This is a genomic window from Stenotrophomonas sp. 78350_Sma (genome assembly GCF_056482105.1).
Map to the genome: position 1 here is coordinate 1,083,375 of NZ_CM151182.1, position 17,961 is coordinate 1,101,335.

22 protein-coding genes are annotated in these 17,961 nt (G+C 66.6%); 7 read left to right on the forward strand and 15 right to left on the reverse strand.

Features of this window, described 5'->3' with window-relative positions; all coding sequences use genetic code 11:
- Window positions 1–43: 43 nt before the first annotated feature.
- From ACZK4H_RS04940 to ACZK4H_RS04995, 12 genes are all read right to left on the reverse strand, one after another.
- Window positions 44–634: a phage baseplate assembly protein V gene (locus ACZK4H_RS04940; RefSeq protein WP_099553878.1), complete on the reverse strand. Its 591-nt coding sequence runs from the start codon at window positions 632–634 to the stop codon at window positions 44–46.
- Window positions 631–1,185 carry a hypothetical protein gene (locus tag ACZK4H_RS04945; RefSeq protein ID WP_099553880.1) on the reverse strand — a complete coding sequence of 185 codons (555 nt, stop codon included), beginning with the start codon at window positions 1,183–1,185 and terminating at the stop codon, window positions 631–633. The genes ACZK4H_RS04940 and ACZK4H_RS04945 overlap by 4 nt, the downstream gene beginning before the upstream one ends.
- Window positions 1,186–1,302: 117 nt before the next feature.
- Window positions 1,303–1,614 carry a hypothetical protein gene (locus ACZK4H_RS04950; protein WP_158230222.1) on the reverse strand — a complete coding sequence of 104 codons (312 nt, stop codon included), beginning with the start codon at window positions 1,612–1,614 and terminating at the stop codon, window positions 1,303–1,305.
- A complete protein-coding gene (locus ACZK4H_RS04955) occupies window positions 1,538–1,831 on the reverse strand; it encodes a hypothetical protein (protein ID WP_241896749.1) in 294 nt (97 codons plus the stop codon). Before ACZK4H_RS04955 ends, ACZK4H_RS04950 begins: the two co-directional genes overlap by 77 nt.
- An 80-nt stretch (window positions 1,832–1,911) precedes the next feature.
- Window positions 1,912–2,397, reverse strand: a complete 486-nt coding sequence (locus tag ACZK4H_RS04960; RefSeq protein ID WP_099553884.1) for a glycoside hydrolase family 24 protein — start codon at window positions 2,395–2,397, stop codon at window positions 1,912–1,914.
- Window positions 2,394–2,744, reverse strand: coding sequence for a hypothetical protein (locus tag ACZK4H_RS04965; protein WP_043033662.1), 351 nt, complete (start codon window positions 2,742–2,744; stop codon window positions 2,394–2,396). Before ACZK4H_RS04965 ends, ACZK4H_RS04960 begins: the two co-directional genes overlap by 4 nt.
- Window positions 2,741–3,169: a helix-turn-helix domain-containing protein gene (locus ACZK4H_RS04970; RefSeq protein ID WP_239503738.1), complete on the reverse strand. Its 429-nt coding sequence runs from the start codon at window positions 3,167–3,169 to the stop codon at window positions 2,741–2,743. Before ACZK4H_RS04970 ends, ACZK4H_RS04965 begins: the two co-directional genes overlap by 4 nt.
- A gap of 355 nt (window positions 3,170–3,524) precedes the next feature.
- Window positions 3,525–3,908, reverse strand: coding sequence for a hypothetical protein (locus ACZK4H_RS04975; RefSeq protein ID WP_049444117.1), 384 nt, complete (start codon window positions 3,906–3,908; stop codon window positions 3,525–3,527).
- A 152-nt stretch (window positions 3,909–4,060) separates the two neighbouring features.
- Window positions 4,061–4,699 carry a deoxynucleotide monophosphate kinase family protein gene (locus tag ACZK4H_RS04980; RefSeq protein ID WP_099553888.1) on the reverse strand — a complete coding sequence of 213 codons (639 nt, stop codon included), beginning with the start codon at window positions 4,697–4,699 and terminating at the stop codon, window positions 4,061–4,063.
- Window positions 4,700–4,740: 41 nt separating this feature from the next.
- Window positions 4,741–4,968, reverse strand: coding sequence for a hypothetical protein (locus ACZK4H_RS04985; protein WP_012510243.1), 228 nt, complete (start codon window positions 4,966–4,968; stop codon window positions 4,741–4,743).
- Between the two features lie 74 nt (window positions 4,969–5,042).
- Entirely contained in the window at window positions 5,043–5,318 is a 276-nt protein-coding gene (locus ACZK4H_RS04990; RefSeq protein ID WP_099553891.1) for a DUF7696 family protein, read from the reverse strand.
- Window positions 5,319–7,655: a VapE domain-containing protein gene (locus ACZK4H_RS04995; protein WP_099553893.1), complete on the reverse strand. Its 2,337-nt coding sequence runs from the start codon at window positions 7,653–7,655 to the stop codon at window positions 5,319–5,321. It lies immediately after the preceding gene.
- Between the two features lie 488 nt (window positions 7,656–8,143).
- On the opposite strand from ACZK4H_RS04995, the gene ACZK4H_RS05000 reads away from it, so the two are divergent.
- The 6 genes from ACZK4H_RS05000 (at window position 8,144) to ACZK4H_RS05025 (ending at window position 14,471) form a co-directional block, all read left to right on the forward strand.
- Window positions 8,144–8,368, forward strand: a complete 225-nt coding sequence (locus ACZK4H_RS05000; RefSeq protein ID WP_005408344.1) for a hypothetical protein — start codon at window positions 8,144–8,146, stop codon at window positions 8,366–8,368.
- 11 nt (window positions 8,369–8,379) lie between these two features.
- Window positions 8,380–8,634, forward strand: a complete 255-nt coding sequence (locus ACZK4H_RS05005; RefSeq protein ID WP_005408345.1) for a hypothetical protein — start codon at window positions 8,380–8,382, stop codon at window positions 8,632–8,634.
- A gap of 211 nt (window positions 8,635–8,845) precedes the next feature.
- A complete protein-coding gene (locus ACZK4H_RS05010) occupies window positions 8,846–9,232 on the forward strand; it encodes a DUF2946 family protein (protein WP_005408346.1) in 387 nt (128 codons plus the stop codon).
- Window positions 9,233–9,360: 128 nt separating this feature from the next.
- Window positions 9,361–11,499 (forward strand): TonB-dependent receptor, encoded by a 2,139-nt coding sequence (locus ACZK4H_RS05015; protein WP_099553898.1) that lies wholly within the window; start codon window positions 9,361–9,363, stop codon window positions 11,497–11,499.
- A gap of 11 nt (window positions 11,500–11,510) precedes the next feature.
- Window positions 11,511–13,016: a PepSY domain-containing protein gene (locus ACZK4H_RS05020; protein WP_099553900.1), complete on the forward strand. Its 1,506-nt coding sequence runs from the start codon at window positions 11,511–11,513 to the stop codon at window positions 13,014–13,016.
- Between the two features lie 174 nt (window positions 13,017–13,190).
- Window positions 13,191–14,471 carry an RICIN domain-containing protein gene (locus tag ACZK4H_RS05025; RefSeq protein WP_099553902.1) on the forward strand — a complete coding sequence of 427 codons (1,281 nt, stop codon included), beginning with the start codon at window positions 13,191–13,193 and terminating at the stop codon, window positions 14,469–14,471.
- A 66-nt stretch (window positions 14,472–14,537) separates the two neighbouring features.
- Here ACZK4H_RS05025 and ACZK4H_RS05030 read toward each other — a convergent pair whose 3' ends face one another.
- Complete coding sequence (locus ACZK4H_RS05030; protein WP_099553905.1) at window positions 14,538–15,671, reverse strand: MFS transporter; 1,134 nt, start codon at window positions 15,669–15,671, stop codon at window positions 14,538–14,540.
- Between the two features lie 11 nt (window positions 15,672–15,682).
- Window positions 15,683–16,459 carry a DeoR/GlpR family DNA-binding transcription regulator gene (locus ACZK4H_RS05035; protein WP_099553907.1) on the reverse strand — a complete coding sequence of 259 codons (777 nt, stop codon included), beginning with the start codon at window positions 16,457–16,459 and terminating at the stop codon, window positions 15,683–15,685.
- A gap of 159 nt (window positions 16,460–16,618) precedes the next feature.
- On the opposite strand from ACZK4H_RS05035, the gene smqnr reads away from it, so the two are divergent.
- Window positions 16,619–17,266: a SmQnr family pentapeptide repeat protein gene (smqnr, locus tag ACZK4H_RS05040; RefSeq protein ID WP_099553909.1), complete on the forward strand. Its 648-nt coding sequence runs from the start codon at window positions 16,619–16,621 to the stop codon at window positions 17,264–17,266.
- Between the two features lie 3 nt (window positions 17,267–17,269).
- Here the strand turns inward: smqnr and ACZK4H_RS05045 are convergent, their stop codons facing one another.
- The gene (locus ACZK4H_RS05045; RefSeq protein ID WP_099553911.1) at window positions 17,270–17,944 is read right to left on the reverse strand and encodes a class I SAM-dependent methyltransferase; all 675 of its coding nucleotides are present in this window, start codon (window positions 17,942–17,944) and stop codon (window positions 17,270–17,272) included.
- Window positions 17,945–17,961 lie beyond the last annotated feature (17 nt).

The window sequence follows — 17,961 nt, forward strand, 5'->3', positions numbered from 1 at the left end:
CGTCGTGGAGTGCGGGTTTTCAGGGCATTGCAGGCGTGGCCGCTCAGGCCTGGGCCGGCGTGGTCGGGGCGGTTGGGCCCTGTGCGGTGTGCTTGTGTGCCTTCAGACCGATGGCGCCAGCCTTGATCTCGCCCGGTGTGCTGATGTCCTTGCCAGCGCTGATCGCGCCGCTGACATCCAGATCGCCGGTCGCCTTGATCAAGGGCGTATCGAGCACGATCGATTCGCTGGCGATCACCTGTGCATTCGCACAGGTGACGATGACCTTGCCGCTGCCGACATGGACGTTGAGCGTGGTGGTTTCCTGGTCGTATTCGACGCTGCTGCCGTCGGCGAACTCGGTGCGTTGCCGCAGGCGCGAGTCGGCCGGTGGCGGAAAGCGGTCCTGGTACAGGCTGCCGAGTACCAGTGCCTGGCCGGGGTCGCCGTAGGGGCACGCCAGCACGACCTGCTCGCCCGGTTCGGGCGCGCACCAGCTGCGCATGCCTGGTCCGGCGCGGCGCTCCAGCCAGGGAATCCAGTCGGTAAGCATGCCGTCGGCATCGACGCGAACGCGCCCGTTCGCTTCGTCCAGCTCGCGTACCACACCGATCATCAGCAGGTTGCCGATCAACCGTGCGTGTTCGGCGCTCATCGTGCGCGCTCCGGCAACGGCAGGTAGCGGGACTCATGGGCGCGGCCGATCTCCGGCGCGAAGCTGTAGGACGCCTGCGGCACCACGCCACCGGCGTCGTCCCACGGGTTGTCGCCCAGTGCGATCGGCAGCGACCACTCGACGATCCAGGTGCGCAGGCCCGGCTGTGCTGCCGCTGGGTCTTCGGGCAATGCCGCGATCACATCGATCGCGCCGCTGGCAACGCCGGGAAAGCGGCCGAGCTGGTGCAGCCAGGTCGCGAGGGCGAGGGCCGCGTTGCGCAGCCGCAGCGCTGTGGTTGCATCGGTTGCCGGCAGCACAATGCGTGCTTCGAAGCGCAGCGTGGCCTGCAGAAGGCCACTGCCATCATTGTTTTCCCTGCTGCGGTCACAGCGGGTCATCGCCAGCAGGCAGGCCGGCAGGGGCATCCCCTCAGCGTTGGCGTCGCGATGGAACTCGATGCTTGCAAACCCCGGAAAGCGTGCGCGGATTGCGGCTTCGATCGCGGCAATCAGCGGATCGAGCGTAGGAGGGAGGGGATCGTTCGCCATGTCAGCTCATGCAGGGAAGGGAAGAAGGGCGTGGCCTGTGCGGCGCGCGCGGTCTGCAGCCAGTGTTGCCATCACCGCAGTGGGGTGGCATTGCAGGCGTGGCCGTATCCGGCAGGCTCAGTGCGCGGGAGTGGCGCTGCTGCTGCAGTCGGCAGGTGCTGCCGGCGCGGCGCCATTGATGGTGATGCCGCGCTGGTTGCCGAGGCTGCACAGCAGCGCACTCAGCTGGTCGGCCAGCGCGTGGTACTGCTGTGCGACGGCAACGTGATTGCGCAGCAGCGCGTCATCGCTGGCCGCGTGCAGGTCCGGCAGGCGGGAAGGGGGAAGCAGCTGGGCAGGTGCGATGCTGAGATCAGCGCGGCAGGGCGTGGCCGGCGTTGGCCTTGCGCCAGATGCGCACGAACTCAGCGTCAGCGTCGCCGCGATCACGACCAGGAGTCTTGGCATGGGTCTCGATGTCCCGTTGCAGGGTGTTGAACTGTTCGGTGCGCCGGGCCTGCTGGGCCAGGCGCTGTGATTCGGCCTGCGCGCCTGCGGCGCTGTTGGCGAGGGCCTGCTGGTGCGCGCGCTGGGCTGCATCGGTGCGGGCCGCCTGCTGCGCTGCCCGGGCGGTGGCAGCGGCAAGGTCCGCGCTGCGGTCGCGCAAGGTCCATCCCAGCCCGGCGCAGCTCGCGTGGCTGCCGGCAAGGACCAGCAGTCCGATGCCCAGCTTCAGTGTCCCGGGTGTCACTGCAGGGCTCCGCCGGCGGCACGGTAGGCCGCGCGTAGCGTTTCCAGTGCGTGCTCCTTCTGCCCGTAGCCGGCGCCTGGCAGCGACGCCCAGATGCGTCGTGCCGCGGTGACGGCGGCATCGAAGCGTCCCAGCCGGATCAGCTCGTAGGCACCGCATTGTTTCAACAGGGCGACCGCCGCACGGTCCTGCGAGACCGGGCCGAAGTCGGGCAGGCCCAGGCGTGCGCGCAGGTCGTCCCAGGTGCTGCGTAGGAACTGGTAGCGGCCGGCGGCGCTGGATTTGATGCCATAGCGCGGCAGCGACACCAGCACGCGGGGATGGTCGCGGTAGTCGGTGAACAGCTGGCCGCCGACGATGACGTCGTAGCCGTGGTCACGTGAGCGCTGGCCCGGAATGTCGGTGCCTTCGGACACGGCCAGCATGTCCAGGAACGCAGCGACGTTGGTGCCACCGAGGGCGCTGGCGGCGGCGACGGTCATGCGGCCGCTCCTGGTTGCTTGCGAACCAGGGCCAGCAGGGCGTCTATCTGTACGCTCTGCTGGGCGATCTGTGCACGCAGGGCGCTGACCTCACCGCGCAGCTGCCCGATCTCCTGGGCCATTGCCTCGCGTTCGTGCATCAGTCCATCGGCGCGTGTACGTTCGGCCGCGAGTTGTTCCTGCAGGGTGCGCAGGGTGTTGCTGGTGGCTTCGTCGGCGGTGCGGTCGACCTTGGCCGATGACAGCCACTGGCGCAGCCACAACGACACCGCGATCAGCACGCCCGAGGTCCCGCCCAGGTACTTGGCCCAATCCGGCACGCCCGCCAGCAGGTCGCTCTCGTTCATGCGCGTGCGTACCCCTTGAGCAGGGCCGGATGGACCGCCGGTGGCAGCGCGGTGCGCGCACCGCGCAGGGCGCGCTTGATGGTGGTCTGTGAGACGCCGAACTCACGCGCGACATGCTCGCGCGGCATGCCGCTGGCGACCGCGCGGGCGATCTGCTCACGGCGTTCGTGCGCGCCGGCGGCGAAGCAGGATGCCAGGAACAACAGTTCGCCGCCGAAGTGCGCGACCAGCCGCCGGGCGGCGTCGTGGCCAAGGATGTCGATCAGCCGATGCTGGTCGGGCAGGGTGGAGGGGACGTAGACGATGACGCGGTGACGGCCGGTGGTGCTGGAGGTGGTCGGCGGCCACGCACGCACCAGCGTAAGGGCTGCGGATTCGCCGATGACCTCGGCCAGGGTCTGGATACTGTCGGGCAGGGCGTTCATGGAGGATGTCTTCAGTGGCATTGATCTCCACTGTTGCCATCCCGCCTGTCCAGTCAAAACCGTTCATCTACTTTTATATCGGTGCGCTGAAGACGTTCAGTGGTGCGCGAGGACGGGTGAGGAGCACGACACGCCTGCTTGCAGTGCGCCGTATCCGCTTGCACCGACCGCTGGTGTTTTCCTGTAGATCCGTACTCGCTGTCCTCACCTGGCAGGAACAGAGGCAGATCAAGGGGATGGGGCAGGTACAGGGTGAGGACGGCCCCCCGCCGCATGGCCTCATGCGCCGTGTACTGGCCGGAAACAAAAAAGCCCCGGACGATGCCGGGGCTTCAGGACTGCAGGAGGCGCTGGATCAAAGATCGAATACCAGGTTGCCGCCGGTCTTGCGGGGGATGTACCCGGCGTCGCGCAGCCAGCGTGCCGCGTTGACCTGGTCCATGCGCTTGACCGGGAAGCGGTTGGCGAACATCAGGAAGCGCGCCACGGTGATCGACTCGCCCTTGCCCTTCAGGGCCGCGAGGGTTTCGACGAACCATGGCGCGGGCGGTTGCTGGTTGCCCGGGCGGGCCACGGTACGCGCCTGCTGGGCGCTGCCAGCGCCTGCCCGGGCAGTGGCCAGCGTGCACAGCGAGATGAAGATCGCATCCAGGCTCACGTTGTCCTTGCTGCCCTTGGGCTGGGACTTGAACAACTCGATGGCCTTCAGGCGCGTCGACGTGAACTGTTCGACCTCCATGGCGTTTCCTCTTTGCGAAATGGGTTGGGGATGCAGGGTGACGACAGGTGTCGTCGGTGATGGGGGATGACCTTACATCATTTCCGCCGATGATGGGTCGTGGCCTGCGGTGGGTTCAGCGGATGGGGCGGGTAGCGGGTCCTGATTACGGATCAGATCACACCGCGTGCAAGCAGCTGGTCCAGCGATCTGCGGACCAGATCGGCCGGGGTACCGTCGTTGTCGACTTCGATGTCGACCAGTTCATGCGGCAGCGGCTGCTCGCTGGCATGAGGGTCGCTGCTGCAATGGCCCGGGCGGTTGACGCGGATCACGACACCACCACGACGCCGGATCGCGCGGGCCTCATTGGCGAAGCGGACGTCGGGTACCAGCCCGCCCTCGGGCAGGCGTGCGAACAGCGAGCGTACCCACAGTTCGGGATGGACGCGGTCACGCCCCCATTCGGTACCGGCGGCCTGCATCAGGTGGCGCGGGGTGAGTTCGGCCAGCCAGTCGATGGCGTCCTCCTTGCGGCGGTCCAGTTCGTGCAGGGAGAGCCCAAGGAGAGAGGCGACGAACTGCCGCAGTGGGGCCGTGAAGCTGTCGCGTGGCAGCGCCAACGCCGATGCGAGTCCATTGGCGAGTGTGTCCTTGCCCGAGCGCTTGCTGCCGGCGATGCCGATGTAGAGCGGTACACGTGCGCGCGGCGCCGGCCGCAGGGCGATGCTGCCCAGTGCAGGGCCGGCACGGAACGCGGCCAGTGTGTCGGCAATCATGCGATGACCGCTGTCGAGGGAGGCGGGAATCATGCGGAATCTACTCCTGGAGAAATGCGGCAGGTGCCGGAGGATCAGGAATCGCGGCCGGCGAGGCTGCGGGCGCGGAGGATGCGCTGGGTGATGCGACCACCCCGGGCCGCCGCGGCGATCGGGTCAAAGCACAGCATGGCGGTGCGGGTACGTCGGCCGGCAGCAAGGTGGTCGCGGATGGTCCGCTCGGACAGCACCGGTACCCGCTGATGGATCTGCTGCACGGTCAGCTGCTCACCTTCGAAGGCATGCAGTCGGGGATGAGGCATGGCGGAAGCGCTCCTGGAAGGTGGCGGGCCGATACAGCCATCTTGCCTCTGCAGATGGTCTCAGTCAACACCTTTCATCTACTTTCATCGTGACGTGGTCGGCCGGACGGGCTGGCGGTCCACAGCCGCAATGCCGCTGCTGCCAGGCGCTCGCGCTCAACCGCGCCGCGTGCCGCCAGGACACCCTCGAGATACTGCTGGCGATGTCGGCGCGGACTGACCGCCGTCCAGCGCCCGTCGTTGCCCATGCGCCGGTAGCCGTCCAGTTGCAGCAGGCGACGTGCTTCGTAGTGCAGGCGCCAGTCGTCGCTGCTGCTGTCAACGTCGCGACCATCATGGATGCGTGGCATCTAGAACGGGCCTGCCGCATGCTCGGCGAGACTGCGTCTGCGCTCTGGCATCAGCCAGACCTTGGCACGCTCCTTGCCCACCACGCGGGTGCGTACGCCATGGCGTTTGACCACGTAGGCGGCGGCCTCGTTCACCTCGCGACGGTTGGGCTTGTCGATGCCCACCGCGATGACGATCTCGGTGGCGCGGTAATGCGCGCTCCAGTGTTCGGCAGGGAGCGACCAGTCGAAATGGCGATCGATCAGTTCGGCGATCGGCGAGATGGGTTCGTGTTCGCTGTTGGTGGCATTCAGCGCATCCAGTTCCTCGGCACTCAAGTGCCAGGTCTCGCCCCCGCAGTACAACGCATGGGCCTCTGCCCAGACCTGCTGCATGTCGATCCGCGCCGGTTCGCCCAACGCTACGGCGTGCACGGTCCACCAGCGGGTGTTGCCGGTGGCATCGCGCAGGAAGCGTTCGTCGTTGACACTGGCAAACAGGATGGTGCGCCGTGCATAGCGGGATTCGGTGCGCGCGTAGGGGCGGCGGATCTCGTCATGGCTGCGCGAGATGAATGATTTCAGCGCCGCGATATCGGTACGGCGGAAGGTGGCATCGACTTCGCCCAGTTCGACGATCCACTTGGAGATGACCTGCTTGACGCTGTCCTTGTTGGCCGGATCGAGCACCACCCCGTCAGCGATCAGTTGCAGCTCCGCCGGCGCCAGTTGCCGTGCCCAGCGCGTCTTGCCCAGGTTCTGTTTCGAGACGAACGTCAGCACGCCACGCGCGACCACGCCATCGGGCTCAAAGGCGGCCGCCACGCCGGAAATCAGCCAGCGCCGCATCAGGACCTCCTTCAGCACGCGGCCGTCGGCCATGCGCGTGGGCTGGGCTTCCTGCACGGTGTCGAAGAACGCCTGCAGGCGGGTCTGGCCATCCCACGGCCGTGAGGTGATCCAGCTGGCGGCGGGATTGTAGGGATTGGCTTCGGCCACCTGGCACAGGTTGGTCTCGAAGCTGGCGGTGGCCATGCCGGCGCGGTGCATGCAATCCATCACTTCTCCAGCCGCGACCTCCTTGGCGTTGTCCACGGTCGTCTGCAGCCCAGGGACCAGGATTTCCAGATCCTTGCGGATGACGTTGTAGCGCACGGTCACACCGGTACGGCGGCACAGCTCGGCCAGGTTGCGGGCCGTTGGCAACGGCCGCCCGCGCGCGCTGGTGTCGGGAAACGGGGTGAAGGCATCGAATGCGGACAGGTTGCCAGGCACCTGGTAGCGCGCGCTGTCCGATGACGGCGCATCGTCCCGCGCCACGTCGTCGCCTGCCGCGGGCGGCGCGGGAGGCAACAGCTGGATACGCACGGCGTCCAGCCCTTCACGCAGATGCAGGTCGTTGAAGTCGGTAGGACGGTCATCATCGCCATGCAGCGCAGCGAACTCGGGCCAGACTACGCGGGCATCGATGTCTGCAGCGGTCCGCGTGGCCAGAGTGACGCCAGGGTTGTCCAGTGGCTGCCGCGTCCACTGATCGTTGTCGGCACATAGCACGAACGACGCGTCCGGCATGGCGCCGCGCCAGGCCTGGCCGACCGGGCCGAGGTTGCCCGCATCCCAAGCCACTACCACACACCAGCCGGTGGCCTGGTGGATGGATTCGGCCGTGGCGTAACCTTCTGCAATGGCGATCGGCTGGCCGGGGACCGGCTTGCCGATGACATGGAAGCAGCCCTGCTTGCGGCCGCCGGAAAGAAAGTCCTTGTCGCGTCCGAGTGCCGGATCCATGCGGGGAAAGATCGCCTGCAACGAGACAATCCGACCCGCACTGTTCATCACCGGCACCAGCAGGGCATTGTCGATGTGGCGGAAGACCAGCCCATCGCTGTTGCGCACCAGCCATGGCGCCACACGCAGGCCATGTGCGTGGATGCCCTTGCGTATGAGATAGGGATGGTGGGCATCCGCGGGAATGGCGCGGTTCCACAGCACGTTGGCCACCTTGGCGGCGGCGTCCTCGCGCTCGCGCTGATCCCGTTCGCGCGCGTTGCGGGCCGCCTCCTGGCGTTGCCGGATGGCACGCTGCTCGGCGGCGCTCAACGCGGTCGGCGATTTCGCGCACCAGGCATGGCGGATGCCGGTCCGCCAGCTGCCGAACTCGCCGGCCGGCACGTGGTCGCCAAACAACACCGCCCAACCATTGCGTGTGCCACGACGGTCGCCTTCCACATGGAAACGCACCAGCGTGCCATCGGCGTTGAGCGCGTCGCGGCCGCGCGCGTCCGGCACGATACCGTGCGCGTGCATGGCCTGCAGGAACGCGGGAACGATGTCCTGCGTGGGATGCGGTGTGTGCATTCGACGGGGCCCCTGGGAACGTGGATCGGTCCACGGCGGCCGATGGTGGCCAACGTGCTGTGCAGTACCTGGCGTGCGCAGGCCACGCAGCGGCCGACCGACGCAGTGTGGTCAGGATGTGATGGGAGGTAGTGACACGGTCATGGTGTCGGAATGAGTGTTCAATTGCAACACCTTCCAGCACCTTGCATCCCCGGTCGCGAACAGGCCGGCCGGTACTCGTTGGATCTGTGATGACGATCCGCAGATTGCTGTGGTCGCGCCGGTGCGTCGCAGTTGGCGAGAACCGGTTTTCGGATGATGTGATCGCCGTCAGCGACGGCCCTTTGTTTCTCTCCATCGCGCCTTCGGGCGCCCGTGCACAAGGAGCCTGCATGCCTGAAATCCACTGCAACCACGAACACCAATCCGCCGCGGAGTCCATGTCGTTGACGGTCGTTGCGACGTTCTCAATCGGTGCGACCACCCCTCGATAAAATACAACCCGCATGACGGACACCATCGACGAAGCGCAGGAAATGGAAGCGCGCCACCTGCAACGCGCCCTGGCCCAGCACGCAACGCGGGCCAGCAACGTTGCCCCTCTCACTCCCATGGGGGAATGCCACAACCCGGACTGCAGCGAAGACTTCGACAACGATCCGGCAAGGCTGTTCTGTGGGCCTGCCTGTGCCGAGCGTTTCGAAGCCATCCATCAACACCGCAACGCATAGGAACAGGGGACATGTCTCTGAACAGCAACGACGCTGGCTTCACCGAACGCATCGCCGGTCTATCGGCCGAGCTCGCCGTGCTGGTGAGCCTGGTGGAGAACCACATCCATCTGCAGCTGGCTGATCTGGCCGACTCGGGTGATGTGGATGCACAGGAGCGATTCGCGGTAGCCGATCCGGAGCGCTGGTTGGAGAACGCCCGCAACAGCCTGCAGGCGGGTGTCATGTTCCTGGAGCGCGCGGTGCAGCAGCCGGCGCGGTTCTAGTCATCCGGTGCGGGGGCGGAAGGGGCCGGCCAGGCTGCCTTCCGTCCCCCTCGGGCAGTGGACGATCCCCTGCGCTGGAGGCTGCGTCATAACGTCGCACTGGCCGCCGGGCAACCCTGAACGTGGTCCAAGGTTGACCGCAGGCCCGTAGAATGGCCGGGTGCGTCGTTCTGTCCTCCACCGCCGGTTCCAGACCCTGGCATGGCTAGCCATGCTGCTGGTGCTGCTTGCCCCGCTGGTGAGCCGCTGGCTGGCGCATGGTCACGTTGCAGCGGCTGTGCCGGTAGCGGCGATGGACCATTCCCAGCATGCGCAGCATGCGATGGAGGGCCATCACGACCACCACGCGATGGCGATGCAGCAGGGCGAGGTCGCAAAGAAGCCGCCCGCCGATCCACACGCCGAGCATGAGATGGGCGTGGACTGCGACTACTGCCTGATCGCCGCGCGGCTGATCACCCTGCTGGTGGCGGCATTGCTGCTGTTGGCACCGATGGTATCGATATGCCGTGCGCTGCGTGGTGCAGTGCAGGCGTTGCCGCAGCGGGTCAGCGGCACATTGGGAGCACGCGGGCCACCGGCCTTCATGGCTGCCTGAGCCACACGCGCGGTGCATTGATCGTTTTTCATGAGGTTGCCGGCCACGGCCGGTGCCCGCACGCGCGTGTCTGTCCCTTTCTGATTGCTGCCCTGCCATTGCAGGGTGGCCTTGCATGCCGTGAACAAATGAAAACGAACCCCAACTCCGCGCGCCTGCGCCGGGCGACGCTGCCTGCCATGTGCGCGTTGCTCCTGCACACCGCCTCTGTACTTGCCGCCGATGCGGCACCACCGACCACGCTGGATACCGTGCGCGTGGTCGATACCCGCAGCGGCGAGCTGTCATCCACCGCCAGCGCAGGCTCTGCGCTGGGCCTGAGCGTGCTGCAGACACCGGCCAGCCTGACGGTGATTTCGCGCGAGCAGCTGGAACAGCGCGGCGACACCAACCTCAATGATGCGATCAGTCGCGCCGGTGCGATCAGTGCGATGCCGCACCCGGGCAATGGCCTGAGTGCGCTGTCCAGCCGTGGCTTCACCGATGGCGCTTCAGTGATGCGCCTGTATGACGGGCTGCGCCAGTACGGCGGTGTGGGCATCACCTTCCCGTTCGATACCTGGTCCATCGAGCGCATCGAAGTGCTGCGCGGTCCGGCCTCGGTCATCCATGGCGATGGTGCCATTGGCGGGGTCATCAACATCGTACCGAAGAAGCCGACGCGCGGTGCCATCGAGAACGAGATCAGCGTGACCGTGGGCAGCGAGGACACCGCACGCCTGGGCTTCGGCAGTGGCGGCGCGCTGGCGCCGGAGCTGGCCTACCGGCTGGACGTGAGCGGCAACTACAGCGGTGGCTGGGTTGATCGCGGGCGGAACAGTGATGCCACCTTCTCCGGCGCACTGCTGTGGCAGCCACGCACGGACCTGCAGCTGACCCTGACCCATGCGCAGGGCCACCAGAAGCCGATGCGCTACTTCGGTACGCCCCTGGTGGATGGCCGACAGTTGGACGCACTGCGCCACCGCAACTACAACGTGGAAGACAGTGACATTCGCTTTCGTGACCGCTGGACCCAGCTCGATGCGCTGTGGACACCGAACGCGAACGTGGAATGGCGCACGCGCATCTACCAGATCGACAGCCAGCGCGACTGGCGCAATGCCGAGGCCTATGTCTACAACCCTGGAACCGGGTTGATCGACCGTTCGGGCAATACCCGGATCACCCACAACCAGGACCAGACCGGGCTGACCTCGACGCTGCGGGTACAGGGGAACATCGCGGGCCTGGCCAACAGTTTTGCCGTGGGCCTGGACGCCAACCGTGCGCACTTCAAGCACACCAACAATACCTACGCCGGCAGCTCCGGCCCGGTCGATCCGTTCCATCCGGTGCCGGGGCAGTTCGCCAGCGATGCACCGAATCTGCCGCGCTACCGCAACGGTGCCGAGCAGTACGCTCTGTTCGTGGAGGACCGGTTGGCGCTGAGCGAACGCTGGTCGGTGCTGGGCGGGCTGCGCCACGACCGCGCGCGCATTGATCGTACGGATCTGGTCAGCGGCCAGAATGCGTTCTCGAAGACCTACAGCAGCACTGGCTGGCGCGTGGGCGCGGTGTTCGCATTGCAGCCAACGCTGAGTTTCTATGCACAGTACTCACAGGCGGTGGACCCGGTCAGCGGCCTGCTGATGATCAGCCCGGCCAACGGCGCCTTCGACCTGGCCAAGGGACGGCAGGTCGAGGTGGGCCTGAAGCAGGCGTTCGACGGTGGCGAGTGGACCCTGGCGGCCTATCGCATCCGCAAGACCGGCTTGCTCAGCCGCGACCCGCTGGTGCCGGATCGCCGGGTACAGGTGGGCGCGCAGACCTCGCGTGGCATCGAGGCATCGCTCAACTGGGGCTTCGCGCCGCGGTGGTCGCTCGATGCCAATGCCACGGTGCTGAAGGCCGAGTTCGAGGACTTCCTGGAAACCACCGGTTCGCCGCCGGTAGTGGTCTTGCGTGATGGCAATGTGCCGCCGAACGTGGCCGAGCGCCTGGCCAATGTGTGGGTGAGCTGGCAGTTCCTGCCCGACTGGAGCGCGGCCGCAGGCGTGCGTTACGTCGGCAAGCGCTACGCCGACAATGCCAACACCCTGGAGCTGCCCGGCTACAGCACCACCGACCTGGCGCTGACCTGGCAGGCGTCACCGCGCACGCGGTTGTCGGCGCGCTTGTTCAATGTGTTCGACAAGGCGTACTACGCCACGGCGTACCACACCAGTACGCAATGGCTGCTGGGACCGGATCGGCGCGTCGAGTTCACCGTCGACCATCGGTTCTGAGGGCACTGGCCATGTCGTTGCGATCCACTGCCAAGCGCTGGACCTATCTGGCGCACCGCTGGCTGGGCATCGGTGGATGCCTGTTGATGCTGCTGTGGTTCGTCAGCGGCATGGTGATGCTGTTCATCGGCTACCCGAAGTTGACGCCTGGCGAACGGCTGGCGGCATTGCCGGTGCTGGGTGATGCAAGGGATTGGCGAGGACTGTCGGCGCTGCCGGACGCTGTACAGGCCGAGCCGGAAGCCGTGGCCCTGACCACGGTAGGTGGTGAAGCGGCGTATGTGGTGCGCAGCGGCAGCAACGTCGGTGCGTGGTCGCTACGGACCGGCAAGGCGCTGCTGCCGGTTTCCACGCAGCGCGCCGAGGCGTCGGCCGCGCAGTTCGCCGGTGGGCAGGCCTTCGTTGGTGCGATGCGCGTGGATGAGGACCGCTGGACCCATTCGCGTGCGCTGGATGCGCATCGGCCGCTGTACCGGGTTGAAGTGGGCGGTGCGCAGCCGGGGGATGTGTATGTGTCCTCGCACACCGGCGAAGTGGTTCTGGACGCACCGCGCGTGCAGCAGCGCTGGAACTACGTGGGCGCGTGGCTGCACTGGCTTTACTTCCTGCGCATGCAATCGGTCGATCCGGTGTGGACGTGGGTGGTGATCGTGCTCTCAGCGCTGTGCACGGTGGCGGCAATCAGCGGCATCGTGGTGGGTGTGTGGCGCTGGCGCTTCCGTGGGCACTACCGCACTGGCGCGAAGACGCCGTATGTCGAGCCGTGGATGCGCTGGCACCACCTGATCGGGTTGGTGGCAGCGGCATTGGTGTTCACCTGGATCTTCAGCGGCCTGATGTCGATGAATCCATTGGGCGTCTTCAGCAGCACGCGCGAGGCGATCGACAGCGAGCGCTATCGTGGCGGTGTGGCAGCCGTGGATGGAATGCTGGGTGAACCTGCAGTGCTGCTGGCGGCGGCGGGTGCCCGGAACTTCAGGCCGGTGGAGATCCAGTGGCGGCGCATCGGCGGCGAACTGTTCGCAGTGTTGCTGGATGGACGGGGCGATACCCGCATCGTGTCCAGTGCAGATGGAGAGCTGCGGGTCCTGCGGCAACTGCCTGCGGGCTGGCTGCGGCAGAAGGCGCGCGCCATGTCCGATGCGCCGATGCAGGCGTTCGCGGTCCAGCAGGGGCCGGACGCGTACTTCTATCCGCGCGCACCCGAAGCGATGAACGGTGCAGCCGTACGCCGCTTCCCGGTGGCGGTGGCGGACTTCGGTGATGCCGAGGCGACGCGTGTCTATCTCGACCTGGCCACCGGCGATCCGCTGCTGACGATGGGACATCGCGAGCGTGTCGGGCGCTGGCTGTTCTACTTCCTGCACAGCTGGGACCTGCCGGCGATGCTGCGCTTCGACAGCACCCGGTTGGCTGTTCTGCTGCTGTTGAGCGTTGCGGGTGCGGCGTTGTGCGCGACGGCCGTGGTGATTGGCTACCGCCGTTTGCGGATGAAGTTGCGGCCAAGGCGGCGGTAGCGTCCTGCCACAAGCGCGTAGGCTGTGAGACTATCGGGAGTTCCTGGCCAAGAAGGCCGCGGCGTGCAGTCGATGTTGCTGTCGATGGCCAGGGGGAGTGCAGGGACGCCATGTTTGCAGCGTTTCAAAGGTCGTCCCTGGATAGGATTTCCACACAGCGTAAATGGAGCAAGGATGAACTACGTTTCAATGGGTGTTCTCGCAATTGGAATTGCAGCGGTATCTGCAGGTGCAAAGGCCGATTCCCTCCCGCGCCTGTACAACTTCCCGACCACCACCACGGCTTCAGTATCCAATGCGCTGCCCGCACCCGGGCAGGTGATCCAGCTTTCCGCACAGGTCGATTCCCAGGCCTTGGGGCTCTACCACATTCCCGGAAATGACCAGATCGGTGGTTTCGTTGAATTCAAGGTCAACGGCCAGCCGGTGGGCAAGGTCCAGGTCAATACCTCCAACACTCCCTTTCTGGGAACGGTTTCTGATCTGAACAAGGGGTGCTGGGCTGCTTTCCGTGATGTCCGGATCTGCACGCACCAATTTGCCTATGGCCGTCAAGCCAAGGTTGCGATCAACTACACCGTGCCCGCCGGTTTCACCACCGCGTCGATCACCGCCGCCTTCAGCGGCGATGGCCAGTTCTCACGGGGCTCGGTGTCGGCGCCGATCAACCTGCGCAACATTCCGACCTTTGGTGAGATCCGCGGTGCGGGCAACAAGTGCCTCGATGCCGAGGGTGCCAACACCGGTCCGGGAACCGCCATCCAGGTGTGGGATTGCACACCTGGTACCCCGCAGCAGCTGTGGACGGTGAAGCCCAACACTTCGACCATCACCGGCGTGCCCAGCAACCGCGTGCTCGATATCGTGGGTTACGGCACCGGCAATGGAAGCCGCATCCAGCTGTATGACGCGCACGGTGACTGGAACCAGTCGTGGAAGTTCACCAATACCTCCATCGTAGGCGTGGCCAACAAGGTGCTTGACGCGACCGGCGCCTCCAGCGCCAACGGCACCAAGATCCAGCTTTACAGCAACGCGCAGACCGCCAACCAGAAGTGGGAGTTCAATCCGGCCAACGGCTCGATCGTCGGTGTCGGCGGCAAGTGCCTGGATGTGGAAGGCGCCAACACGGCAGATGGCACCCGCGTACAGCTGTGGGATTGTACGGGTGTACCGCAGCAGCGCTTCGAACTGGGTTCGGATGGGTCGATCCGTGGGCTGGGTGGGAAGTGCCTGGAGGCAGCCGACGGCGCAAGCCATGACGGCAATGCGATCCGCATGTGGACCTGCAACGGCGGTGCGCACCAGTCGTGGCGCCTCGTCGGCGAGATCCGCAATCCGCAGACCAACATGTGCCTGGATGATCCTGGCCTGGGCAACACCAATGGCTCCAAGGTGCACATGTGGATGTGCCATGGTGGCGACAACCAGCGCTGGCAGTTCTCCTCCTACTGAGGAGAGCCAGGGCTGATGTCATGCTCTGGAACCGCGTGCCTTCGGGCGCGCGGTTCCGTACAGGCGTCACACCCGCAGCCAACGGGTGGAGACCGCCACCAGCAGCAAGGCTATGGCCACGCCGATGAACGCAGCGATCAGACCGAAGTGGTTGGCGGCGAAGCCGATCAGTGCCGGGCCGGCGAGGATGCCGGCAAAGCCCAGCGTAGAGACGGCCGTGATCGCCAGTGCACCGGGCATGCGGTTCTGATGGCCGGCCAGCGAGAACAGCGCCGGCGCGATGTTGGCGCAGCCGAGGCCGACCAGCACGTATCCGGCCAACGACATCTGCCACGGCGTGACCAGGGTCAGCACCAGCACGCCGCTGGCAGCGAGCAATGCACCGAATACGATCGCGCGCTGGCGTCCCATGCGTGAGACCAGTGCATCGCCGAACAGGCGGGCGACGGTCATGGTCAGGGTGAAGGTCACATAGCCGATGCCTGCCAGGCTGGCATCGACACGGCGCACATCGCTGAGGAACACCGCGCTCCAGTCCAGCATCGCGCCTTCACCCAGGAAGGCGACGAACGCGAGCACGCCGATGAACAGCACGATGCCATGCGGCATGGCCAGCATCGGGGTGTCATGGGGCATGCGCTCGCTGTGCCAGTAGGACGCCGACAGCAGCATCACCAGCAGCATGGCGGCAACGCCGATCAGTACCGATGCCAGCGGTGGCAGCTGCGCGGACATCAGCACGGTCATGCTGGCCGCGCCGAGGAAGCCGCCGATGCTGAAGAAGGCGTGGAAGCCGGACATCATCACGCGACGCGCCTCGCGCTCGACGATCACCGCCTGTACGTTCATCGTGCAGTCCATCGCACCCACGGCGGCACCGAACACGAACAACACCAGGCCCAGCGCCCACGCCGAGCTGGCCAATGCCAGGCCGGGAACGGTCAGGCAGATCAGCAGGCTGCTGGCCACCATCACCCGGCGGCAGCCCAGGCGCGCGGCCAGCACGCCGGACAAGGGCATGGCCAGCAGCGAACCCGCTCCGAGGCAGAGCAGCACCAGGCCCAATGTGGCGTCGTTGATGTCGGTGCGTGCCTTGGCGAACGGCACCAGCGTGGCCCACAGCGCGGTGGCGAAGCCGGGAATGAAGAATGCAGCGCGGGTCGCGTGCTGTTCTGCACGCGCGCGGTTGGCGAGGGACATTGGAGATGCGCTCAGGGCGGAGTGGGGTGTACCGCGATGCCGGCGGCGTGGAAGCGCGCCGCCAGTGCGGGCGGTGCCGATGTGGTGAGCACCAGATCGTCGATCTCGTCCAGGCTGGCGATCTGCCAGTGGCCGCGGGCACCGAGCTTTTCCGTGGTGGCGGCGACGATGATGCGGCTGCTGCAGGCCACCATCGCGCGCTTGAGCGTGGCTTCTTCGGCATCCATCGCCCACACGCCAGTGTCGCCGTCCACCGCGCAGGGGCCGGGCAGGTACACGTCAGCACGCAGGCGCTGGACCTGGGCCAATGCTTCGGCGCCGACCGCGCCCCCCCCGCTGGCCAGGCGGCCGCCGATCAGCTGTACGGAAGTACCTTCATGCAGGCTGGCGGCGACGGCGATCTGCGGGGCGTTGGTGATCACCGTCAGCCCGAGGGCGGCGGGTAGCTGCTGGGCAATGGCCAGGTTGGTCGAGCCCGCATCAAGCAGCGCCACCTGGCCGGGCTGCAGCAGTGCGCAGACGCGGGCGGCCAGTTCGGCCTTGTCGCCGCGGTCGCGGGTCAGGCGCTCGCGCAGCGGGCGTTCCTTCGGTGGCGGCAATACAGCGCCGCCGTAGACGCGCTGGCACAGTCCCTGGGCGGCGAGTTCGCGAAGGTCGCGGCGGATTGAATCTTCGGAAACGGCATAGCGGCGCGCCAGTTCGGCGGCGACCACGCGGCCCTGCTGGCGCAGTTCCTCGAGGATCTGCCGGGTGCGCTGGGCGGGGAGGGGGCTGGGATCGGAGCTCATGACGCAAGTCTGCATGTTCGTGCATAAATGTGCAACAACGTGCATTTGGTGGAAGTGGGCACAGGGCGGCTGGACTGCCGGTGAACCCGCCCGCCCCGGGGTCTATGGATCGCCCTCGCGGACCGGCATCATGGCGGGGCATTTGGCATGGAATCCCCGATGTCCCCCACCGTTCACCGCAAGCTGCGCATCGGCGCGGACCAGTACACCGGCCAGAAAGTGGTCGACCAGCAGTTCCACGAGTGCGATTTCTCCGGCGCGGACCTGACCGGCACCGAGTTCATCAACTGCAGTTTCTACGATGCCGACAGCCGCACCGGCTGCCGCTTCAACGGCGCCACGCTGAAGGAAGCCAGTTTCCGCAGCTGCGACATCAGCATGTGCCACTTCAGTTTCATCAAGGCGCTGGGCCTGGAGATCAGCGAGTGCCGTGCGCAGGGCGCGGATTTCAGCAACGCCAGCTTCATGAACCAGATCACCACGCGCAGCTGGTTCTGCAGTGCGTTCATCAAGAAGTCGAACCTGCGCTATGCCAATTTCTCGCGGGTAACGCTGGAGAAATGCGAACTGTGGGAAAACCGCTGGGACGGTGCGAACGTGAGCGGCGCCAGCTTCGCCGGCTCGGACCTGTCGGGCGGCCAGTTCGAGGGCATCGACTGGAACAGCGCCAACTTCACCGACTGCGACCTGACCAACTCGGAGCTGGGTGAGCTGGACCTGCGCAGCACCAACCTGCGCGGCGCCACGCTGGACGTGCAGCAGGTGGCGCTGTTGATGCAGCGCATCGGCATCACGGTGGTGCCGTAGGCATCACCCGGCGTACGCCACCCAGCCCTTGAAGCTGAAGCCTGCATAGAACAGCTCCACGCCGTCGAATCCGGCCTCCTGCAGCAGCGCCACTTCCTGTTCGGGGGCCAGCAGCGGCAGCCGCTCGGCAATGGCGTCGATCGCGCGCTGTGCATCGGCGTGGGCAACGCCCGAGGCTTCGGCGAACGCTGCGTAGCGCTGCAACCAACGCAGCTTGCCGGCCGGATCCTGCGGCACGCTGTGGTGGGCCACCACCAGCGGCGCGCCGGGTTGCAGGCGCCGGTGCAGCTCGCGCAGCGTGTGCAGGCGCTGCGTGGCATCGAGGAAGTGCAGGGTCAGCAGGCAGCTGGCCCCATCGAAGCGCAGATCGGGCGCATCGTCGATGTAGCCCTCCAGCAGCTGCACGCGCGGCATCAGCGGCCCCAGTGTCTGCTCGGCCAGGGCCAGCATGGGCGCGGCCGGGTCCACGCCCAGCAGCTGCCAGCCCGGCTGCGCCTCGGCGAAGGCCTTCAGCTCCAGCCCGCCGCCGGCACCGAGTACCAACACGCGGCCCTGTGCGGGAACACGTTCGGCCAGCAGCAGGCGGCTCATCTGCTGCAGGGCGACAAAGCCCGGCACCTGGCGCAGTGGACCTTCGGCATAGCGGGCCACCGCCTGCGGATCGGAGAACGAGGACATGCGCGGATTCCTGCGAC